Source organism: Rhodococcus sp. G6(2025) (genome assembly GCF_058628105.1).
Genome location: NZ_CP179750.1, coordinates 1,406,130 through 1,426,153, shown reverse-complemented (window position 1 = coordinate 1,426,153; position 20,024 = coordinate 1,406,130). Strand labels below are relative to the sequence as shown.

General features: G+C 70.0%; 19 protein-coding genes and 1 pseudogene. 10 read left to right on the top strand and 10 right to left on the bottom strand.

Going from position 1 to position 20,024, the window contains the following annotated elements; translation table 11 throughout:
- Positions 1-7 precede the first annotated feature (7 nt).
- Positions 8-1,129 (top strand): phosphoserine transaminase, encoded by a 1,122-nt coding sequence (gene serC / locus ACLIVD_RS06805; RefSeq protein ID WP_280778596.1) that lies wholly within the window; start codon positions 8-10, stop codon positions 1,127-1,129.
- Positions 1,130-1,193: 64 nt separating this feature from the next.
- Here serC and ACLIVD_RS06800 read toward each other — a convergent pair whose 3' ends face one another.
- The 6 genes from ACLIVD_RS06800 to ACLIVD_RS06775 are packed head-to-tail and all read right to left on the bottom strand — an operon-like array spanning position 1,194 to position 7,280.
- A complete protein-coding gene (locus ACLIVD_RS06800) occupies positions 1,194-1,679 on the bottom strand; it encodes a nucleoside deaminase (protein WP_280778597.1) in 486 nt (161 codons plus the stop codon).
- Positions 1,676-2,656: an ornithine cyclodeaminase family protein gene (locus ACLIVD_RS06795; protein WP_283330747.1), complete on the bottom strand. Its 981-nt coding sequence runs from the start codon at positions 2,654-2,656 to the stop codon at positions 1,676-1,678. Before ACLIVD_RS06795 ends, ACLIVD_RS06800 begins: the two co-directional genes overlap by 4 nt.
- 23 nt (positions 2,657-2,679) lie before the next feature.
- Positions 2,680-3,603 (bottom strand): ABC transporter permease, encoded by a 924-nt coding sequence (locus ACLIVD_RS06790; protein ID WP_491932153.1) that lies wholly within the window; start codon positions 3,601-3,603, stop codon positions 2,680-2,682.
- A complete protein-coding gene (locus ACLIVD_RS06785) occupies positions 3,600-4,718 on the bottom strand; it encodes an ABC transporter permease (RefSeq protein WP_491932152.1) in 1,119 nt (372 codons plus the stop codon). Before ACLIVD_RS06785 ends, ACLIVD_RS06790 begins: the two co-directional genes overlap by 4 nt.
- The gene (locus ACLIVD_RS06780) at positions 4,715-6,262 is read right to left on the bottom strand and encodes an ABC transporter ATP-binding protein (RefSeq protein ID WP_491932151.1); all 1,548 of its coding nucleotides are present in this window, start codon (positions 6,260-6,262) and stop codon (positions 4,715-4,717) included. Before ACLIVD_RS06780 ends, ACLIVD_RS06785 begins: the two co-directional genes overlap by 4 nt.
- Before the next feature lies 1 nt (position 6,263).
- Positions 6,264-7,280 carry a BMP family protein gene (locus ACLIVD_RS06775; protein ID WP_317571025.1) on the bottom strand — a complete coding sequence of 339 codons (1,017 nt, stop codon included), beginning with the start codon at positions 7,278-7,280 and terminating at the stop codon, positions 6,264-6,266.
- 176 nt (positions 7,281-7,456) lie between these two features.
- On the opposite strand from ACLIVD_RS06775, the gene ACLIVD_RS06770 reads away from it, so the two are divergent.
- The 3 genes from ACLIVD_RS06770 to ACLIVD_RS06760 all read left to right on the top strand — a co-directional run bounded on the left by ACLIVD_RS06770 (position 7,457) and on the right by ACLIVD_RS06760 (position 10,042).
- A complete protein-coding gene (locus tag ACLIVD_RS06770; protein WP_317571038.1) occupies positions 7,457-8,203 on the top strand; it encodes a GntR family transcriptional regulator in 747 nt (248 codons plus the stop codon).
- Positions 8,204-8,320: 117 nt separating this feature from the next.
- Entirely contained in the window at positions 8,321-9,178 is an 858-nt protein-coding gene (gene sepH, locus ACLIVD_RS06765) for a septation protein SepH (RefSeq protein ID WP_009478031.1), read from the top strand.
- A gap of 72 nt (positions 9,179-9,250) precedes the next feature.
- A complete protein-coding gene (locus ACLIVD_RS06760) occupies positions 9,251-10,042 on the top strand; it encodes a DUF6928 family protein (RefSeq protein ID WP_317571024.1) in 792 nt (263 codons plus the stop codon).
- Between the two features lie 25 nt (positions 10,043-10,067).
- Here ACLIVD_RS06760 and ACLIVD_RS06755 read toward each other — a convergent pair whose 3' ends face one another.
- Positions 10,068-10,358, bottom strand: a complete 291-nt coding sequence (locus ACLIVD_RS06755; RefSeq protein WP_491932150.1) for a DUF2537 domain-containing protein — start codon at positions 10,356-10,358, stop codon at positions 10,068-10,070.
- 2 nt (positions 10,359-10,360) lie between these two features.
- Entirely contained in the window at positions 10,361-11,167 is an 807-nt protein-coding gene (locus ACLIVD_RS06750; RefSeq protein ID WP_317571023.1) for a TrmH family RNA methyltransferase, read from the bottom strand.
- Between the two features lie 70 nt (positions 11,168-11,237).
- Between ACLIVD_RS06750 and ACLIVD_RS06745 the strand changes: the two are divergent.
- The 6 genes and pseudogenes from ACLIVD_RS06745 (at position 11,238) to ACLIVD_RS06720 (ending at position 18,005) form a co-directional block, all read left to right on the top strand.
- Positions 11,238-12,076 (top strand): annotated as a pseudogene (locus ACLIVD_RS06745) (SDR family NAD(P)-dependent oxidoreductase).
- A gap of 61 nt (positions 12,077-12,137) precedes the next feature.
- Positions 12,138-13,031 (top strand): AAA family ATPase, encoded by an 894-nt coding sequence (locus ACLIVD_RS06740; protein ID WP_283330738.1) that lies wholly within the window; start codon positions 12,138-12,140, stop codon positions 13,029-13,031.
- Positions 13,028-14,152 (top strand): vWA domain-containing protein, encoded by a 1,125-nt coding sequence (locus tag ACLIVD_RS06735; protein ID WP_491932149.1) that lies wholly within the window; start codon positions 13,028-13,030, stop codon positions 14,150-14,152. The genes ACLIVD_RS06740 and ACLIVD_RS06735 overlap by 4 nt, the downstream gene beginning before the upstream one ends.
- Before the next feature lie 96 nt (positions 14,153-14,248).
- Positions 14,249-14,782, top strand: coding sequence for a (2Fe-2S)-binding protein (locus ACLIVD_RS06730; protein ID WP_105414307.1), 534 nt, complete (start codon positions 14,249-14,251; stop codon positions 14,780-14,782).
- Complete coding sequence (locus ACLIVD_RS06725) at positions 14,779-17,154, top strand: xanthine dehydrogenase family protein molybdopterin-binding subunit (RefSeq protein ID WP_283330736.1); 2,376 nt, start codon at positions 14,779-14,781, stop codon at positions 17,152-17,154. Before ACLIVD_RS06730 ends, ACLIVD_RS06725 begins: the two co-directional genes overlap by 4 nt.
- Positions 17,151-18,005, top strand: a complete 855-nt coding sequence (locus ACLIVD_RS06720; RefSeq protein WP_283351504.1) for an FAD binding domain-containing protein — start codon at positions 17,151-17,153, stop codon at positions 18,003-18,005. The genes ACLIVD_RS06725 and ACLIVD_RS06720 overlap by 4 nt, the downstream gene beginning before the upstream one ends.
- 16 nt (positions 18,006-18,021) lie before the next feature.
- On the opposite strand, the gene ACLIVD_RS06715 is transcribed toward ACLIVD_RS06720, so the two are convergent.
- Both ACLIVD_RS06715 and ACLIVD_RS06710 read right to left on the bottom strand, forming a co-directional pair.
- Positions 18,022-19,353, bottom strand: coding sequence for an MFS transporter (locus ACLIVD_RS06715; RefSeq protein WP_491932857.1), 1,332 nt, complete (start codon positions 19,351-19,353; stop codon positions 18,022-18,024).
- A 207-nt stretch (positions 19,354-19,560) separates the two neighbouring features.
- Complete coding sequence (locus ACLIVD_RS06710) at positions 19,561-19,992, bottom strand: Rv0880 family HTH-type transcriptional regulator (RefSeq protein ID WP_005244136.1); 432 nt, start codon at positions 19,990-19,992, stop codon at positions 19,561-19,563.
- Positions 19,993-20,024: the final 32 nt, after the last annotated feature.

The following is a 20,024-nucleotide window of genomic DNA, read 5'->3' as shown; positions in this document are numbered from 1 at the left end:
AGTAGCGATGACCTCCACACCGATCATCCCCGCAGACCTCCTGCCCGCCGACGGACGTTTCGGCTGCGGACCGTCGAAGGTTCGGCCCGAACAGCTGCAGTCGCTGGTCGAGGTGGGCTCCTCGGTGTTCGGCACCAGCCACCGCCAGAAGCCTGTCAAGGACGTCGTCGCCAGCGTGCGGTCCGGCCTCGCCGATCTGTTCTCCCTGCCCGAGGGCTACGAGGTGGTGCTCGGCAACGGCGGCACCACCGCGTTCTGGGATGCGGCCGCGTTCGGCCTGATCCGGGAGAAGTCGCTGCACCTCACGAACGGTGAGTTCAGCTCCAAGTTCGCGTCGGTCGCGAAGAACAACCCGTTCATCGGCGACCCGATCGTCGTCTCCGCCGACCCGGGCAGTGCGCCCGAGCCGGTCTCGGATCCGTCCGTCGACCTCATCGGCTGGGCGCACAACGAAACGTCCACCGGTGTCGCGATCCCCGTCTCGCGTCCCGCGGGCTCGGAGAATGCGCTCATCGCCATCGACGCCACGTCCGGCGCCGGCGGACTGCCGGTGAACGTCGCCGACGCCGACGTGTACTACTTCGCACCGCAGAAGTGCTTCGCCGCCGACGGCGGACTGTGGATCGCGCTGATGAGCCCGAAGGCGCTCGAGCGCGTCGCGGAGATCAAGGATTCGGGTCGCTGGACCCCCGACTTCCTGTCGCTGCCCATCGCCGTGGACAACAGCTCCAAGGACCAGACGTACAACACCCCGGCGGTCGCGACGCTGCTGCTGCTCGCCAACCAGATCGACTGGCTGAACGGAAAGGGTGGCCTCGACTGGGCCACCTCGCGTACCGCCGATTCGTCCTCGCGCCTGTACCAGTGGGCCGAGGCCAGCGACTACGCCACCCCGTTCGTCACCGATCCCGCTCACCGCTCGCAGGTGGTCGGCACCATCGACTTCGACGACAAGATCGACGCGGCTCAGGTGGCGAAGATCCTGCGCGCCAACGGCGTCGTCGACACGGAGCCGTACCGCAAGCTGGGCCGCAACCAGCTGCGTGTCGGAATGTTCCCGGCGATCGATCCCGAGGACGTCTCGCAGCTCACGAAGAGCATCGACTGGGTCGTCTCGCAGCTCGGCTGAGTCCCGGCACCCACGTCCGTCAGCCTCCGGCACCTCGGTGCCGGGGGCTGACGGCGTTCGGGGGTCAGTCCGTGTCGAGGAAACGGTGGAACGGTGCGAGCGCCTCGTCGCCGAGATGCGGTCCGCTGACCTCGATCTCGACGCTCGCGGATTCGAGCACGTCGGAGCAGCCCAGCGTGAACCGGGGACCGTCCGGGAGTATCCGGGAGAAGTCCGCGGACGACGCCGCGTAGACCACCCGCGTGATGCCGGCCCACACCATCGCCGCGCTGCACATCGGGCACGGCTCACCGCTGGCATACATGGTGGCGCCGACGAGGTCGCCGGTGCGTCCCTCACCGCAGGCGGTGGTGATCGCGTCGAGTTCCGCGTGCTCGGTGACGTCGGCGGACGTCGCGACGGAGTTGGCGCCCTCGCTGATCACGTGACCGTCGGCCCCGACCGCCACCGCACCGAACGGTCTGTTGCCCGCGTCGCCCGTCTCGTCGGCGAGTTCGATGGCTCGCCGCAGGTGCGCAAGGTCCGCGTCGTCGACATCGCTCTGGCTCATCGACTCAGATCCACTTCTGTTCCGACGCCCCGTTCCCGGGCTCTGTCGATCAGTATGCGCGCCGCGGCGAGGTCCTGGAGGCCGATCCCGACGGAGTTGTACAGCGTGATGTCCCGATCGGAGGTGCGGGCGACGGTGCGGCCCGCGATCACGTCGCCCAGCTCCACCGCGACGTCGTCCTCGGTGATCGCTCCCTCGGCGAGCGCCAGCAGCGTCTCCCCCGATTTGGTCATGGTGGTGGCCACCGAGTCGACGACCACCCGGGCACGCCGCATGCCCTCGCCGTCGATCTCCCGGTGGTCCGCGCGCGGGGGCGCACCGACGGCGTTGACGTGCAAGCCTTCGCCGAACCAGGCTCCCCGCACGATCGGGTCCCTCGACGGCGTGAGTGTGCAGAGGACGTCGGAAGACCGGGTGACCGCCTCGGGCGAGTCCATCGGCTTGACCGAGATTCCGAGATCCTCTGTTCGGCTGCGGAATTCCTCGACCGTCGCGTCCGAGCGCGACCACACCAGCACCGTCTCGACGTCCGACACCCGGGTGATCGCCTGGGCGTGTTCGACGGCGAGGGTCCCGGCGCCCACCAATCCCAGCACCCGGCTGCCTCGGCGGGCGAGGTGTTTCGTGGCCACGGCGCTGGCGGCGGCGGTGCGCACGGCGGTGATCAGGCGGCCGTCGAGCAGGGCCTCGCACTCGCCGGTGTCCGCGGACGTCACGAGCACGGCCGAGCGTTGGACGGGCAGACCGCGGGCGGCGTTGCCGGGAAGATCGACGAGCATCTTCACCGCGGCCGCGCCGGCCGACTGAGCCGCCGCGACCATCGGGACGAAGGCCGCGGACTGCAGGGTCATGGCGGGTGGGGCGGGTGCGGACGCCGTCCCGGCGGCCAGGTCGGCGTGCGCCCGTTCCACAGCGGCGAACACCTCGGCGCGGTCGATGAGGCCGGCCACGTCGGAATGGGAAAGGATCAGTGTCACAAGGGTTTCCTCGCTGAGATCGATCAGGACGCGCGCGCGAACGCGACGGTCAGGTTTGCGGGTGAGCGGCTGTTGCGGATGAATCCACTGACCGCGACGATCGCGATCACGTAGGGCAGCATGACGAGCAGGGCGAACGGGACGCTGACACCGAGCGCGGGCAACGCGAACTGGAGCGCCTGCGCGATCCCGAAGAACACGGACGCCCAGATCACGCCGAGCGCGCGCCACCTGCCCGCGATCACGGCCACGACGGCCAGGTACCCGATTCCGGCGGTCATGTTGTCGCTGAACGACCGCACCTCGGAAAGCGCGAGCTGCGCGCCGGCCAATCCCGCCGTCAGTCCCGCGACGAGCACGCACAGGTAGCGGATCTTCCGCACCGGCAGTCCACTCCAGTCGGCCGACTTCGCGTCCTCCCCGACCGCGTCGACGACGAGACCTGCCCGCGTCCGGCGCGACAGCGTGACGACCAACAGCCCGACCACCGCGAAGCAGAAGTAGCCGAGAGCCGTCTGGGAGAAGAGAGCCGGTCCGAGGATCGGGATCCGGTGCAGCAGCGGGATCTCGAGTGCCGCGAAACCTGGGGCATTCTGCCCCTTGCCGTCCGCGAGCAGCAGCCGGGCGCCGTAGGTGGTGGCACCGAGCGCGAGGGCGTTGCTCGCGATGCCCACCACGATCTGGTCGGCCCGCAGCGTGACGCTCAGCAGTGCCTGCAGCAGTCCGAACAGCACCCCGGCCGCCAGTCCGGCCGCGAGACCGCCCACCGCGGATCCGGTGGCGACGGCGCCGAGCACGCTGGCGAACGCCCCGGTCAGCATCATGCCCTCGAGGCTGAGGTTCAGTACGCCTGCCCGCTCGCTCACCAGTTCCCCGCTCGCGGCCACCAGGATCGGGAGTGCGAATCCCACGCCGCTGACGGCGATGTCCGACACCGTGTTCATCATTGCTTCGCTCCAGCCAGGTCGGGGACGTCGTGGGTCTTCGCCGTCGTCGCGGCCGCGGATCTCGATCTCCCGCCGGTCGCGGTCCACAGCACCGCTCCCGCGATCAGGATGATCATGAGCGATTCCACGATCGACACGGTCGAGGCCGGAACACCGGCTGCGAGTTGAAGATTGATTCCACCGGACACGAGGAAGCCGAGCAGTAGCGACACGGCGCCGACGGCGAGCATGGAACCGCGCGCCAGGAGTCCGACGACCAGACCGGAGAACCCGTAGCCGGAGGAGAATCCTTCGACGAGCACGAACGGCGCCGTCGCGACGAGGATCCCGCCCGCGAGCCCGGAGAACGCGCCTGCCGAGGACAGGCTGAGAAATCGCAGCCCTCCGACCGGCAGTCCCAGCCGCGCCGACGCGTCCGGGTTCAGGCCGACGGAGCGCAGTCGCACGCCGACCGCCGTCCGGCGCAGGATCACGCCGACGATCAGCACCGCGACCACGGCGATCCACAGCGCGATCGTCCCCGGCGAACGCTCGATCCCCAGCAACGGCAGGTGCGCGGTTTCGATCAGCGGCGCGGACTGCGGCAGTGTCTCCGACGACGTGACGGGCTGGCGGAGGAGGCTGGGCTCGTGCACCATCAGCAGCACCAGCGCGAGGCCGACGAAGTTCAGCAGCAGCGTCGTGATGATCTCGCTCGTGCCCCGGCGGACCCGCAGGTACGCGGCGATCGCGGCCCATGCCCACCCGGCGCCGGCCGCGGCGAGGAGTACCGCGGTGACGGCGATCGGGGCGGGGGTGTCCTCCCCGAGAGCGGTGCCGACCGCGGTCGCGGCGATGCCCCCGACGCACAGCTGGCCCTCGCCACCGACGTTCACCAGTCCGGCCCTGTGTGCGACGGTGAACCCGGCCGCGACGAGAGCCAGCACCGCGGCAGTGTTGAGCGAGACTCCGATCGCGTAGCTGCTGCCGAACACCCCCTCGGACAGCGCCTCGACGGTCTCGGGCACGGTGGCACCCGCGGCCGCGGCGAGGAGCAGTCCGACGAGTCCCGCGACCGCGATCGCGGCGATTGCCACCGGAAGTGGGTGATGCACCCAGATTCGACGTCGAGTCATGCCGCCGTTCCCGTCATCAGTTCACCGATGCGCTGCCCCGCAGTGGCCGACGCAGTGTCGACGGGCCCGAGCAGGGCCCCGCGGTAGCTGACGAAGATGCGGTCGCAGAGCGCGAGCAGTTCGGGGATCTCGCTGGACACGACCAGGACTCCGTTTCCCGCGGACGCGCAGCCGCGGAGTTGGTTCAGAACGAATTCGACCGCCCCGATGTCGAGTCCGCGGGTGGGTTGCGCCGCGACCAGACACTGCAGGTTCTCCGTCGACAGTTCGCGGGCGAGGACGACCTTCTGCTGATTGCCTCCCGATAACGCACCCATGGAGGTTCCCGGTCCGGGTGTCCGTACCGAGAACTGCTCGATCAGGTCGCGGGCCGCGGCATCCATCCGGCGGCGGTCGAGCAGACCCATCCTGCGGAAGCGGTGCAGGCGGCCGAGGAAGAGGTTCTCCGACAGGGACAGTTCCGCCACCATCGCCTCCCGGTGGCGGTCTTCCGGCACCAGCCCGAGACCGAGCCGGGTGCGTTGGGCCGGGGACGCCGACGTGATGTCGGCGTCGCCGAGCGTGACCGTGCCGGACTCGGGTCGGGTGGCACCGGAGAGCACGGCGACCAGTTCGCTCTGCCCGTTCCCCTCGACGCCCGCGATCCCGACGATCTCACCGGCCCGCACGTCGAGCCCCACGCCGGACAGGGCGACGCTGCCGTCCGCCCGGGTGGCGCGGACGCCGCGGAGCCCGAGGACGACGGGGCCGGTCGCCCGCCGCTCGGGCATCGCGCCGCCGTCGCTCTCCGCGCCGACTCCCGCGGCGAGCACCGGACCGAGTTCGGACACCGGTCTTCCGACCATCGCCGTCGTCAGCTGGGGGATCGTCAGCTCCGACATGCGGCCCCCGCCTGCCACCTCACCCCCGCGCAATACGGTCGCGGCGTCCGCGACGCGGGCCACCTCACCGAGTTTGTGGGTGACGAGGACGACGGCCTTGCCCGCCGCCGCGACGGCCTGGCACGTCTCGATCAGGGCGTCGATCTCGCCGGGGTCGAGTACCCCGGTCGGCTCGTCCAGCAGGATCAACGCGGGGTCGGTGAGCAGGGCCTTCACGATCTCGACCTTCTGCCGCGCACCGATCGGCATGGCGGAGACCAGCGCGTCCGGGTCGATCCTCAGGTGATAGTCGTCGGCGAGTCGATCGAGGCGGGTCCGCAGTTCCGCGCGGCGCAGTCGCAGTCCCCGTCCGGTGAGCAGCAGGTTCTCGGCGACGGTCATCGTGCCGATGAGACTGAAGTGCTGGTGCACCATCGCCACGCCGTCCGCCATCGCGGCCGCGGGCGAACCGGGCGCGTATCGGCGACCGGCCAGGGTCATCGTTCCGGTGTCCGGCCGCAGACCGCCGTACACCACGTTGCAGAGCGTCGACTTCCCGGCACCGTTCTCCCCGAGGATGCAGTGCACCGTGCCGGGTTGCACCGACAGGTCGACACCGCGGAGGGCCAGGACGTCGCCGAAGCTCTTCCCGATTCCGGTGAGTTGCAGTGCTGGTGTGCTCATGTCAGCCCGCTCGGTAGGGCTCGACGGCACCGGTGGCCAGGGCGGTCTTCGCCTTGCCGAGTGCGTCGGCGACGGCGGGGTCGGCGCTGCAGAGCAGGAAGTCGGTGCCGCCGTTCGGTGACGTCAGGCCGAACGCCACGTTCTCGGCCTCCCACGTTCCGTCCAGGGTGGACTGGACGGCGTACTCCACTTCCTTGCCGATGTCGGTGTGCACGTAGCCGACGTAGGCGGGGTTCGAGCAGTCGCCGGGAATCGGGCCGCCCACCATCAGCGCGCCCGACTGCGCGGCGGCCTGTTCCAGCCCGGACTTGCCGAGGTTCACGATCTGCCCCACCGCGCCTGCGCCGGCGCCGTAGTTGGCGAGCGCGGCCTGCTTCGCCTTGGCCGGGTCGTTGAAGTCGCCCAGGTACTGCGGGGTGAGCACCTGGGTGCCGGGCCGCGCGAACTCGGCGCCGTTACCGAAGGCCTTCGCGGCGTTCACGATGGCGGGCAGTTCGACGCCGCCGACGAACGACACGGACGGGGTCTCGGACGCCGTCGCCGCGACCGCTCCGCTGAGGAACTCGGCCTCCGCCTGCTGCGGGTCGTAGTAGGCGAGGTTCGGCAGCGGGGACGCGTCGGCGGGTCCGCCGATCTCGACGAACTTCACGTCGGGGAACTGGGGTGCGACCTTGCGGACGTCGGCGTCCGTCTGACCGCCGAGCGACACGACGAGGTCGTTCGCGGTCGCGAACCGCACCAGGGCCTGCTGGTAGTCGGCGGCGGCGACCTGCTCGACGTAGCTCAGTTCCACCCGGTCACCGAGGGTTTCCTCGAGACGTTGGTAGCCGAGGTATCCCGATTCCATGAAGCCCGTGTCGGAGACGGAGCCGGGGAAGAACACTCCGACGCGGAGGGTGTCACCGGAGGCGGTGCCTGCGTCCGACGACCCACAGGCCGTCAGGGTCGCCGCGAGAGCCGCGGCCGCGCACAGCGCGGGGACGAGGGTTCGGGCTCGGGCGGAGAGGGTCGTGTTCACGCGCTGGACTCCTTGACTCAGGAACCGCCACAGTTAGCGGTATACCGTTATTTGAATCTTGGAGGCGCGGCATTTCCGCCGTGTTACACAGACGTAAGGACCCGCATCCACCCGAGGGCGGCGCATGGGTGCGTTCTACGGTGGCGGACGTGGCCACCACGACGACAGGAGACCGGGTGAACGGTGCAACCGACGCGTCGGCGCCGAAGTCACTGCGCGAGACCGCGTACGAAGAACTGCGCAGGCGCATCGTCAACCTGCAGCTCGCGCCGGGCCAGCGCCTGATCGAACGCGACCTCGCCGCGGAACTGCAGGTGTCCCGGATCCCGCTGCGCGAGGCCCTGCAACAGCTCCAGACCGACGGACTCGTCGTGATCGTCCCGCGGCGCGGAGCGATCGTCGCCCCGTTCGGCGTCGACGAGGTCCGCGACCTCTTCGACGTCCGCGAAAGCCTCGAGGTGCTCGCGGCCCGGCTCGCCGCGCAGCGAGCGGACGACTCCCATCTCACGGCACTGCGCGACCAACTCACCGCGGCGCGTTCGGCCACAGCGCGCGACGACAAGCCCGCCATCGCCGCCGCGAACGCCGCATTCCACGCCGTCATCGTGGAGATGTCCGGCAGTCCCCTGCTGCAGTCGATGCTGCAACCGCTCGCGACGCGCGTGCAGTGGTTGTTCCACCTCACCAAGGAACGCGATCCCGGACAGCAATGTGACGAGCACGCCGAGTTGTACGACGCGATCGCGGCGGGCGACGCCGACCGCGCCGCCGAGATCGCGTACCGGCACGTCGCGTCGGGCCGCGAACCCAGCCTCGAGCTGGCCGAACACTGGTCTGCACCCGCGATCGACCCGGTCGAGGCCACCCGCACGAGGCAGCGCACACCCCGCAGGAAGGACCGATCACGAAACGAGGAAGCGTAACGCGCACGCGACGCCGGGACGGGATTTACCCGCGCGTGTCCTGCCGCGCGGGCTGTCACGAATGAATTACAGTTGCCCAGGTGCAAAGTCGCGAGCCGGCGCGATAAGGAGGTCAACGTGCGAGAGCTTCGAGTGATCGGTCTCGAGCCAGATGGATCGCACGTCGTGTGCGCAGATGCCAGTACCGGCGAAAAATTCCGGCTTCCCGCCGATGACAAACTCCGCGCCGCATCCCGCGGGGACATCGCTCGACTCGGCCAGATTGAGATCGAAATGGACAGTCAGCTCAGGCCCCGCGAAATCCAGGCCCGCATCCGTGCCGGCGCCTCCGTCGAACAGGTGGCCGACGAGGCCGGTATCCCCCTGGCGAAGGTGGAGCGGTTCGCCTATCCGGTCCTGCTCGAACGTTCCCGTGCGGCCGAGATGGCGCAGGGCGGACACCCGGTCCGCGACAACGGCCCCGCCGTTCCCACTCTCGCCGAGATCGTCACGCAGGCGTTCCGTGCTCGGGGACACAACATCGACGACGCCACGTGGGACGCGTGGCGCGACGAGGACAATCACTGGGTCGCCCAGCTGCAGTGGCAGGCCGGTCGGACCACCAACGCGGCGCACTGGCGGTACCAGCCGGACGCGCACGGTGGCACCATCGTCGCGCTCGACGACACCGCGTTCGACCTGATCGATCCCGACTTCGGCCGTCCGCTCCGCGGATTGGCGCCGGTGGCGTCCGACGAGCCGGAGCAACTCGAACTCGCCGAGTTCCCCACCGAGGTGGAGGTGCCGACGATCGAGCCCGAGGAGATCATCGAGGCCGACGTCACCGAGGAACCCGAGGACGAGCCCGCCCCGTCCGAGGAACCCGCCGCACCCAAGATCGCCCCGCACCAGACGAACAACAAGGACAAGCGCGGCAAACCCGCCCTCCCGTCCTGGGACGACGTCCTGCTCGGTGTCCGCAGCAGCGGACGCTGACCGTCTGCGCGGTGAGCAGGCCGGAAACACGGTCGGGGTCGTACTCTTTCAGGAAGACACCGGAAGAGAGGGATGACCGTGGGGGCCAAGGTATCAACGATCTGGTACGTCGAAGTCCCCGACCCTGCGGCTGTGCTGCGCGGCCACCCGGAGCCTGATCCGGGCGCGGCGCAGCAGCTCGCCTCTCGTCTCTATCCCGACCTGGTGGCCACCCCCACCGGCCCGGTTCCGCTGGCCGAGGCCGCACGGCTCGACGCCGCCGGGACCGTGCACATCGGTTCCTACCCCGGCGTCACCGTCGTGTGCGGGCCCGATCTGGCCGTCCCCCGACCGTCGACGCTGCCCGAAACACGCGTCCGGCCCACCGAATTCGCGAAGACGTACTACGTGGCGTCCAAGCCCGACATCGCGTGGGGCTCGTTCGCGATGTGGGAGGACGGGCACCTGACTCGATCGTTCAGCGCGACACCGGTCCACATCCACGAGGACCTCGGCCTCCCCCTGGTGTGGGAGAGGCCGTTCTGGGCGGGCGACTTTCCGCTGAAACATCCGGCGGGTGTCCTGCCCGACCCGCAGTCGCTGCCGTTCCACCCGCAGCAGTTCGCCGAGGGCGCCAACCGGGAATGGCTGGGCTTCCGGTACACGGGCGCCCCCGAGGGCACCGAGATCGACCCGAAGACGCTCACCGTGCTCGGCTTCACCGTTCACCCGGCCGGCGAGGGTCCCGAAATCGAGCCTCCCGCCGAGGTGGAACAAGCCGAGGTGGAACAACCTGCCCCCGCACCCGTCCCCGGCCCGGTGGCCACGCCTGCTCCGCCGCCGGCCCGGAAAGGCGGACTCCTCCGCCGTTACTTCGGTTTCTGACCACTCCGGCCGGAGTCAGGCGCAGTCAGGCGGCACCGACGAGCAGCGCCGTCCAGCCGGCGACAACTCCGGTCGCAGCCCCGTAGACCAGCCACCGCCAGACCGGCGTCCGGCGCAGCCGCCACACCGACGGCGCGACCCCGGTGACCACGACGAGTTCGAGGACCACCGCCAGGACGAGGTTGATCCGGGCGAGCTGCGAGCCGAAGGCCATGATCGCGACCGCCACAACGGCTGCGGCGAACCCCGCCACGAGAAGTCCCGTGAACCACGGTGTTCCCGTCGGCTGCGGATACGGGGAATGAGGGTGCAGCATTCTCACCGACCCGTGCGGACGCGCTCGTAGAACGCCATCGCCGCCGCCGTCGCGACATTGAGCGAGTCCGTTCCGGGTGCCATCGGGATGCGGGCACGAATGTCCGTGGCCCGCATGGCGTGTTCGGTGAGGCCGGGGCCTTCCGCACCCAGCAGCAACGCCACCTTCTCCCCCGTCATCGCCTCGGCGAGCGTCACCGCCTCGGGGTTCGGGGTCAACGAGATCAGCTGGAAACCCCGCTCCCGCAGGGCGTCCAGGTCATGCGGCCACTTCGTGACGTGCGCGAACGGGACCCGGAGAACGTGCCCCATCGACACCCGGACCGCCCGGCGGTACAGCGGGTCGGCGCAGCCCTTGCCGAACACCACGGCGTCGACGCCGAGGCCCGCCGCGTTGCGGAACATCGAACCCAGGTTCTCGTGATCGTTGACGCCCTCGAGCACTGCGACCGTCCGGGCGTGCTCGAGCACGTCCGGCAGGTCGAGCGGCGCGGGGCGGCGCGCCGCCGCGAGCACCCCCCGGTTGAGGTGGAACCCGACGACCTCGGCCATGACATCCGCCGTCGTCCGGTAGAACGGCACGTCCACGTCTGCGAGGTCGTCCGTGAGTTCCTCCAGCCGCCGGTCGACGCCGAGCAGCGCGATCGGGTCGAACCGGGACGTGAGCAGGCGCTGCGCCACCAGCACGCCCTCCGCGATCACAAGGCCCTTGCCCTCGGGAAGGTCGGGACGCCGGTCCGAGGAATTGAGATCGCGGAAGTCGTCCAGCCTGGTGTCGGCCGGATCTGTTATGTCGATGACGTGTACCACCGGTCCATCGTGCCGTATGCGGGGCGTCACAGCGTTGACTCCCCTCCACCGAGCGCGAAAGCTCGGAGGAATGAAGCAACTGCAGGGACGCACGGCTCTGGTGACCGGCGCCTCCGGCGGTCTCGGCCGCGTCGTCGCCCGGTCCCTCGCGCGGGAGGGCGTCGCCGTCGCGGTGTCCGGCCGGCGTGAGGACCGACTCGCGGAAGTCGTCGGAGAACTGCGTGCGTTGGGTGTGCGCGCCGAGGCCGTGGCCGCGGACCTGAACCGACTCGATCAGCTCGATTCGCTGATCGAACGCGCCGAGACGGCGGTCGGCCCCCTCGACCTGCTGGTGAACAACGCCGGCGTGGAGAACGTCTCGGCCTTCACCCGACTCGACCCCGGCGAGCTCACCGCGATGGTCGACGTGAATCTCACCGCGCCACTGCTTCTCACGCGCCGAGTGGTGCCCGGGATGCTGGGCCGCGGTCGTGGTCACGTGGTGTTCATCTCGTCGCTGGCCGCGAAGATCGGTCCGGCGTACTGCGCGCCGTACGCCGGACGAAGGCCGGGCTGATCGGTCTCACCCAGTCGCTGCGCGCGGAGTACGCGGGCTCGCCCGTCGGTTTCTCCGTCGTGTGCCCCGGATTCATCGCGGGCGACGGCATGTACCAGCGGATGACGGAACGCGGAATCAGGGCCGGCCGGATCACGGGCGAGACCAGCACCGACAAGGTCGCCGCCGCCGTGATCCGGGCGATCCAGCGTGACCGGCCCGAGATCGTCGAGAGCGGAGCGCCGATCCGCCCGCTGCTCGCGCTGGCGCAGATCGCGCCGGGACTCGTCGAACGGGCGGCCGCGAGGTTCGGCGCCGCCGCGATGTTCCGGCGGTTGAGCGAGGACCGCGGCAGGGTGGAGCCGGACGGTTGACCGCCGGCGGGGTTGTCCGAGTCGCGTGTCCGGGGGCGGGCACTCACCTAGGCTCGCGGGCGTGAGTGATTCCACGCCGACGGTCGGTTCGCCTGCGGAACTGGCGCGGGCGCTCGACGCCACCGGCTACCTCGCCGACGACGGCGTCGCGATGGCCGCGTTCCTCGCCATACGTATGGGACGTCCGCTGTTCTGCGAGGGCGAACCCGGCACCGGCAAGACGTCGCTCGCGGCCGCGTTGTCGGAGGCGTTCGGTCTGCCGCTGATCCGCCTGCAATGCCATGAGGGCATCGACGCCGCGCAGGCCCTGTACGACTGGGACTTCCCGCGGCAGTTGCTGCACCTGCGGACGCTGGAGGCGGCGAGCGACGGCACGCTCGAGGCCGACACGGTCGAACGTTCGCTGTACACCGAGCGGTTCCTGCTGGCGCGCCCCTTGCTGCGGGCGCTCACCGAAGCCCCGTGCGTGCTGCTCGTCGACGAGATCGACCGCGCCGACGACGAGTTCGAGGCATTCCTGCTGCAGGTGCTCGACGAGAATGCCGTCACCATCCCCGAACTGGGCGAGGTGCGGGCGGCGACACCACCGCTGGTGGTGCTCACCTCCAACCGCACCCGCGAGGTGCACGACGCCCTCAAACGCCGCTGCCTCTACCACTGGCTCGAACACCCCGATCTGGCGCGGGAGGTCGCGATCCTGCGCCGCCGCATCCCCGGCATCGGGGCCGAACTCGCCGGCCAGGTCGCCCGGGCCGTCCACTCCCTGCGCGAGATGGAACTGCTCAAGCCGCCGGGGGTGGCCGAGTCGCTGGACTGGGCCCGCGCACTCCGGGAACTCGATCGGGACGTGCTGGACGCGGAGACCGCCGCCGCGACGCTCGGCGCGGTCCTCAAGTACCGCGAGGACCTCGAACGGGTGGCCCGTGCCGGACTGGACCGGCTCCTGGCGGGATGAGAGGCATGTCCACGAACCCGGACATCGGTGACCCGCTCGTGGGCATCGCCGGGTTCGCGCACGCCCTCGCGGCGGCGGGACTGTCGGTCGCGTCGGACGCCGTCGCCGCGTTCGCACGGGCCCTCCGCCAGGTGGATGTGGGCGATCCGAGTCAGGTGTACTGGGCGGGTCGCGCGACGCTGTGCCGCGGTCCCGACGACATCCCGCGGTACGACTCGGCGTTCTCGGCCTGGTTCGGCGGTACCGTCCCGGCGCGCACGCCGCGGTCCGGGGAGCAGCCGCGCCACGCCGCAACAGCGGCGCTGACCACGACGGACGGCGGCGACACCGGTGGGAACGCGCCGCATCTGCGGGTCGCCGCGGACGACACCGAGGTGTTGCGCCACCGGGACATCGCCGACCTCACCGCGGCCGAGCGCGCGCACCTCGCCGAACTGATCGCCGCCCTGCGCCCGCGGCCCCCGACCCGCCCGGCCATCCGGATGCGCCCGGCCCGCCGGGGCGCCGTGGACCCGCGGCGCACCGTGCGGGGCATGCTCGCGGCGGGTGGCGAACCGGTGCGGCCGAGCCACCACCGCAAGGCCACCCGGCCACGCCGGATGGTGCTGCTGATCGACGTGTCCGGATCGATGAGCCCGTACGCCGATGCGCTGCTGCGCTTCGCGCACGTCGTCGCCCGCGGAAACCCCGCAGGCACCGAGGTGTTCTCACTGGGCACTCGGCTGACGCGGCTCTCCCGGGCGCTGCGGGTCCGCGACCCGGAAGTGGCGCTCGCCGCCGCGGGCCGGGCCGTGCCGGACTGGGCGGGCGGCACCCGCCTCGGCGAGACGCTGCGCGCGTTCCTGGACCGCTGGGGAAGGCGCGGCGTCGCGCGCGGCGCCGTCGTGGTGATCTTCTCCGACGGCTGGGAGCGCGGTGACCCGGCCCTGCTCGCGGAGCAGATGGCTCAGCTGCGCCGGCTCGCGCGCACCGTGCTATGGGTGAATCCGCACGCCGGCGCTGACGGATACGAGCCGGTGCAGTCCGGGATCGCGGCCGCCCTGCCGTTCGTCGATCGTCTGCTCGCCGGCCACAGTCTCGCGACACTGCAGGAACTGCTCGAGGTCGCACGCCGAACGTGACCGATCCTGAACCGGTTCCACGATTTCGGGTGTTGTTCGCGCTCCGTCGGCGCAGAGTAGGACGTATCACCTGACGCTCCCGGCTTTGGAGGCGCAATGCGCATCACTGTCACCGTCGACGGAACGGCATACACGGACGAGGTGGAACCGCGACTGCTCCTCGTCCACTATCTTCGGGACCGGCTCGGCAAGGTCGGCACCGTGATCGGTTGCGACACCGGAAACTGCGGGGCGTGCACCGTTCATCTGAACGGTCACAGCGTCAAGTCCTGCTCGGTGCTCGCCGTGCAGGCCGACGGCGGCGACGTCCTCACCGTCGAGGGCCTGTCCCGGAGCGGGACGTTGCACCCCGTGCAGCAGGCGTTCCGCGACAATCACGCCTTGCAGTGCGGCTACTGCACTCCCGGCATGATCATGCAGACTCTCGACCTGCTCGCCGAGGAACCCGACCCGGACGAGCGGACGGTGCGGCTGGGGTTGGAAGGCAACCTGTGCCGCTGTACCGGGTACCAGAACATCGTCAGCGCGGTGCAGGACGCGGCGCAGCGGTTGCGCGGCGGCGGCACCACCGAAACACCGACGACGGCGGATGCGCCGAAGACCGACACCGCGCAGGGAGGCGTGCGATGACCGCCACCGCGGAACCGGAAATCGGGAAGGCCCGGAAGCGCAAGGAAGACGAGCATCTGGTCACGGGCCGCACCCGTTGGACCGACAACCTGGTGCTGCCGGGCATGCAGCACCTGGCGATCCTGCGCAGCCCGTTCGCCCACGCCCGCATCACCGGTGTCGACGCCTCCGCCGCCCGCGAGATGCCCGGTGTCGTCGCGGTCCTCACCGGCGCCGATCTCGCCGGCGAGCAGGGCAGCCTGCCGTGTGCCTGGCCGATCACACCGGACATGAAGTCGCCGCCCGCGCCGTCCCTCGCGGTCGACGCCGTCAATTTCGCGGGCGAGGCGGTCGCTGTCGTGGTCGCGCGCAGCGCGTACGAGGCGCACGACGCACTCGAGGCGATCGACGTCGAGTACGACGACCTGCCGGTCGTGCTCGATCTCGCGGCCGCGGCCACCGACGGCGCCGACCTCGTGCACCCGGATCTCGGGACGAACGTCAGCGCCACCTGGACGTTCGACTCCGCGGAGGCCGGTACCGGAGGCGACGTCGAGCAGGCCATCCGTGACGCCGAGGTACTCGTCGAGCGCACCTTCCGGCAGCAGCGGCTGATCCCGGCGTTCATGGAACCCCGCTCAGTGGTGGTCGACCCGACCGGCGCCCAGATCACCATGTGGTCGGCCACGCAGATCCCCCACATCCTGCGGCTGATGCTGGCGATGACGCTCGACATACCGGAGCACAAACTGCGCGTCGTCGCCCCGGACGTCGGCGGCGGTTTCGGCGGCAAGCTTCAGGTGACGCCGGAGGAAGTCATCGCGCTGCTCGTCGCGCGGCGACTCGGCAAGCCCGTCAAGTACACCGAGTCGCGAAGTGAATCGATGGTCGCGGCGCATCACGGACGCGACCAGATCCAGAAACTGACACTGGCCGCCCGCCGCGATGGCACCGTCACCGGGATGAAGGTCGAACTGCTCGCCGACATGGGCGCGTACCTGCGGCTGGTCACCTCAGGGGTGCCGATCCTGGGCGCGTTCATGTTCAACGGCATCTACAAGTTCCCGGCGTATCACTTCACGTGCACCAACGTGTTCACCAACAAGGTGCCCACCGACGCGTACCGCGGGGCGGGGCGCCCGGAGGCGACGTTCGCGATCGAGCGGATGATGGACGAACTCGCGACCGAGTTGTCGATGGATCCGCTGGAATTGCGGGCGAAGAACTGGATCACCCACGAGGAGTTCCCGTTCGACACCGTCGCGGGCCTGACGTACGACTCCGGTAACTACGAGGCTGCCACCGCGCACGCGCGGGAGCTGTTCGACTACGACGGCCTCCGACGCGAACAGGCGGAGCGCCGCGAGCGGAAGGACCCGGTGCAACTCGGCATCGGGGTGTCCACGTTCACCGAGATGTGCGGTCTGGCGCCGTCGCGCACCCTCGGCGCCCTGGCCTACGGGGCCGGCGGGTGGGAACACGCGGCGATCCGGATGCTGCCCACCGGCAAGGTCGAGGTGGTCACCGGTTCCTCGGCGCACGGCCAGGGGCACGAGACCGCGTGGAGCCAGGTGGTCGCAGATCAGCTCGGGGTTCCGTTCGAGGACGTCGAGGTGCTGCACGGCGACACCCAGACGTCGCCGCGAGGCATGGACACGTACGGTTCCCGGTCTTTGGCGGTCGGGGCGATCGCGGTGGTGAAGGCCGCCGAGAAGGTGATCGCGAAGGCCAGGCCCATCGCGGCGCACCTGATGGAGTGCGCCGAGGACGATCTCGAGTTCACCGAGGGCCGGTTCCGGGTGAAGGGCACCGAGAAGGCTGTCGGCATCGCCGATGTCGCGCTCGCCGTGTTCGCCGCGCACGACCTGCCGGAGGGTGTGGAACCGAATCTGGATTCCGAGGCCGCGTACGACCCGGAGAACTTCTCTTTCCCGCACGGCACGCACCTGTGTGCGGTGGAGGTGGACACCGAGACCGGGAAGGTCGGCATCCGCTCCTACGTGTGCGTCGACGACATCGGGCACGTGGTCAACCCGCTGATCGTGGAGGGTCAGGTGCACGGCGGACTCGCCCAGGGCATCGCGCAGGCCCTGTACGAGGAGGCGGTGTACGACGAGTCGGGCACCCTCCTCTCGGGTTCCTTCGCCGAATATCACGTGCCGTCGGCGGCGGACCTGCCGACGTTCACCACGGGTCGCACCGAGACTCCCGCCACCGGTAATCCGCTCGGCGTCAAGGGCGTCGGTGAAGCGGGGACGATCGCGTCCACCCCGGCCGTCGTCAATGCCGTCCTCGACGCCGTCCGCCAGTTCGGGGTGCGTGACGTCGAGATGCCGTGTACGCCGATGCGGGTCTGGCATGCCATCCGCACCGCTCAGGGAGGTGCCCAGTGATTCCGTCGAGCTTCGATTACGTGTCCCCGACCTCCGTCGAACAGGCGGTGGCGGCGCTCGCCGAGGCCGGGGAGGACGCCAAGATACTCGCGGGCGGTCAGAGCCTGCTGCCGGTGCTACGGCTGCGGTTGTCTTCGCCGAGCACCCTCGTCGACCTGGGCCGGATCGGTGAGTTGCGCGGCGTCCGTGACGACGGGGACAGCATCGTGATCGGTGCGATGACCACGTACTACGACGTGATCCGCGACCCGCTCGTCCACGAGCACGCGCTGCTGCTCGTCGAGGCCACCCGCACCGTCGCCGATCCGCAGATCCGGCACCGCGGCACGCTGGGTGGTGCTCTGGCGCATGCCGATCCGGCCGGTGACCTGTGCGCGCCCGCGCTGGCACTCGACGCCACCCTGACCGCCGTGGGTACCGCGGGCAGGCGGAGCATCCCGGTCGCGGACTTCTTCGAGGGCTACTACACCACCACGCTGCGCCCGGACGAGATCCTCGTGGACGTCCGGTTCCCCAAGCACACCGGCTGGGAGGCGCGGTACGAGAAGTTCAACACGGTCGCGGAGGCGTGGTCGATTGTGGGGGTGGCCGCGACGATCCAGGTCGACGGCGGCATCATCCGGCAGGCCCGGGTGGCGCTGACCAACATGGGGGCCGTGCCGGTGCGGGCTCGCGGCGTCGAGGACGCGCTCGTCGGCAATGCCGCCGATCCCGAGCTGATCCGGGCGGCGGCCGAGCACGCCGCCGAGGGCACCGACCCGGTCACCGACGGCAACGCCGACGCCGAGTACCGCAGCCACCTCGCGAGAGTGCTGACCCGGCGGGCCGTGGCGACGGCGGTCGGCGTCTGAACGGTTCCGGCAGCCGTCAGGGCCGCGGGTCGCGGCTCGCTTCCACGGCCTGCTCGGTGGCGTCGCAGACCACCACGGGGTGTGGTTCGAGAACGTTGTGCAGTTCGATCACCGGGAGGTAGCGTCCGGCGTCCGGTCTGCGTACTTTCAGTCGCACTCGTTGGTGCCGCATCAGGTACAGCGCTGCGCCGATGCCGCTGACCAGGGAGATCGCGCCTCCGATCACGAGCGGGGCGCGGGGGTCCAGGACGTCGGCCAGCCATCCCAGAACGGGACTGCCCAGCGGGGTGCCGCCGAGGAAACAGAGCATGTAGATGCCCATCACCCGGCCGCGCATCTCGGACGGCACGGACATCTGCAGGATGTTCATCGCCGCCGTCGTGAACGTCAGCGTCAGCGCGCCGGTCGGGACGAGCATGATCGCGACCAGCACGTAGGTGGGCATGAGTCCCACCAGGATCTCGAAGGCCCCGAATGCGGCCGCGGCCCCGAGGAAGGTGCGCAGCCGCGGCGGGGTCTTGCGTCTCGCGGCGATCGTGGCGCCGGCGAGTGTGCCCACGGCGAGAGTCGTCGACAGCAGTCCGTAGGCGTCCGCGCCGCGATCGAACGTGTTGCGGGCGAGAACGGCGAGACTGATCGGGAAGTTCAGCCCGAACGTCGACACCATGAACACCGCCACCATCAGCACCCGCAGGTCGGTGCGCCCCCACACGTAACGGAAACCCTCGCGGACCTGCCCTTTCCCGCGTTCCGCCTGCGGCGCCGTGAACAGTTCGCGGGCGTTCATCATCAGCAGGGCGATCAGCACACCGGTGAACGTGCCCACGTTGAGCAGGAACACCCACCCCGTGCCGATGAGGGTGATCAGCACACCCGAGATCGCCGGACCGATGATGCGAGCGGTGTTGAACGTCATGGAGTTCAGGGCGATGGCATTGGGCAGCGACTCCTTGCCGACCATCTCGATGGTGAACGACTGCCGCGCCGGCGCGTCGATCGCCGACGCGCAGCCGAGCAGAAACGCGATGAGGTAGACGTGCCACAGGGCCACCAGCCCGGCGACGTCCAACAGCCCGAGCACCAGTGCGCACAAGGCCATCGACACCTGCGTCGCGATCAGGATGCGCCGCTTGTCGTACCGGTCGGCGAGCACGCCGCCCCACACGGACAGGAACAGGGTCGGACCGAACTGCAGTGCCATCACGATGCCGACCGCGAGTGCATTGCCGTTCGACAACGTCAGGACGAGCCAGTCCTGCGCCACCCGCTGCATCCAGGTTCCGACGAGGGAGACGATCTGCCCCGACGCCCACAGCCGGTAGTTCCGGGTGCGGAGAGCGACGAACATGCCGGTCTTCGGCTGGGCTGAGGCAGTGGACTCGGATTCGGGCGGCACACATCCATCTTGCTCCCGGGCCCCGCGCGCCATCGACCGGCCCTGGGGAGAGATCTTTCCGGATGTCGGCTACGTTCTCCGGCAACGGGTTTCCCTGCACCTCGGGGTGCGGGCAGTCGAATGCCGTTGTACGGGTGGGGACTGCAGGCAGCCTTCGGGCTACTCCGAGTCGGCGACGATGGACGTGATGATGCCGACTGCGTCGCGGAGGGTCTTCAGCTGAGCCTCGTCGAGCCCGGACAGCCGCTCGTTCATCCACGCCTCGCGGGCGTGGGTCTCGTCGGCGATCAGGGCGTGACCGGCATCCGACAGCGTGACGATGATCTGCCGTCCGTCGGTGGGATGCGGTGCCCGCTCGACCAGCCCCAGTTCGACCAGCGAAGCGATGACCCGGGTCATCGACGGCGGCTGCACCTTCTCCCGAGCCGCGAGATTGCCCGGCGTCATGGCGCCGTCGCGGGCAAGGGTGGCCAGAGCCGACAGCTGGGTCAGCGATACCTGGGCGTCGACGCGACGCCCACGCAGGTGACGCGTGAGGCGCACGACAGCCAGGGAAAGGTCACTGGCGAGTGCTCGCGTATCCGTGGTCACGGGAATGACAATACGGGACCGATCGACCGCCG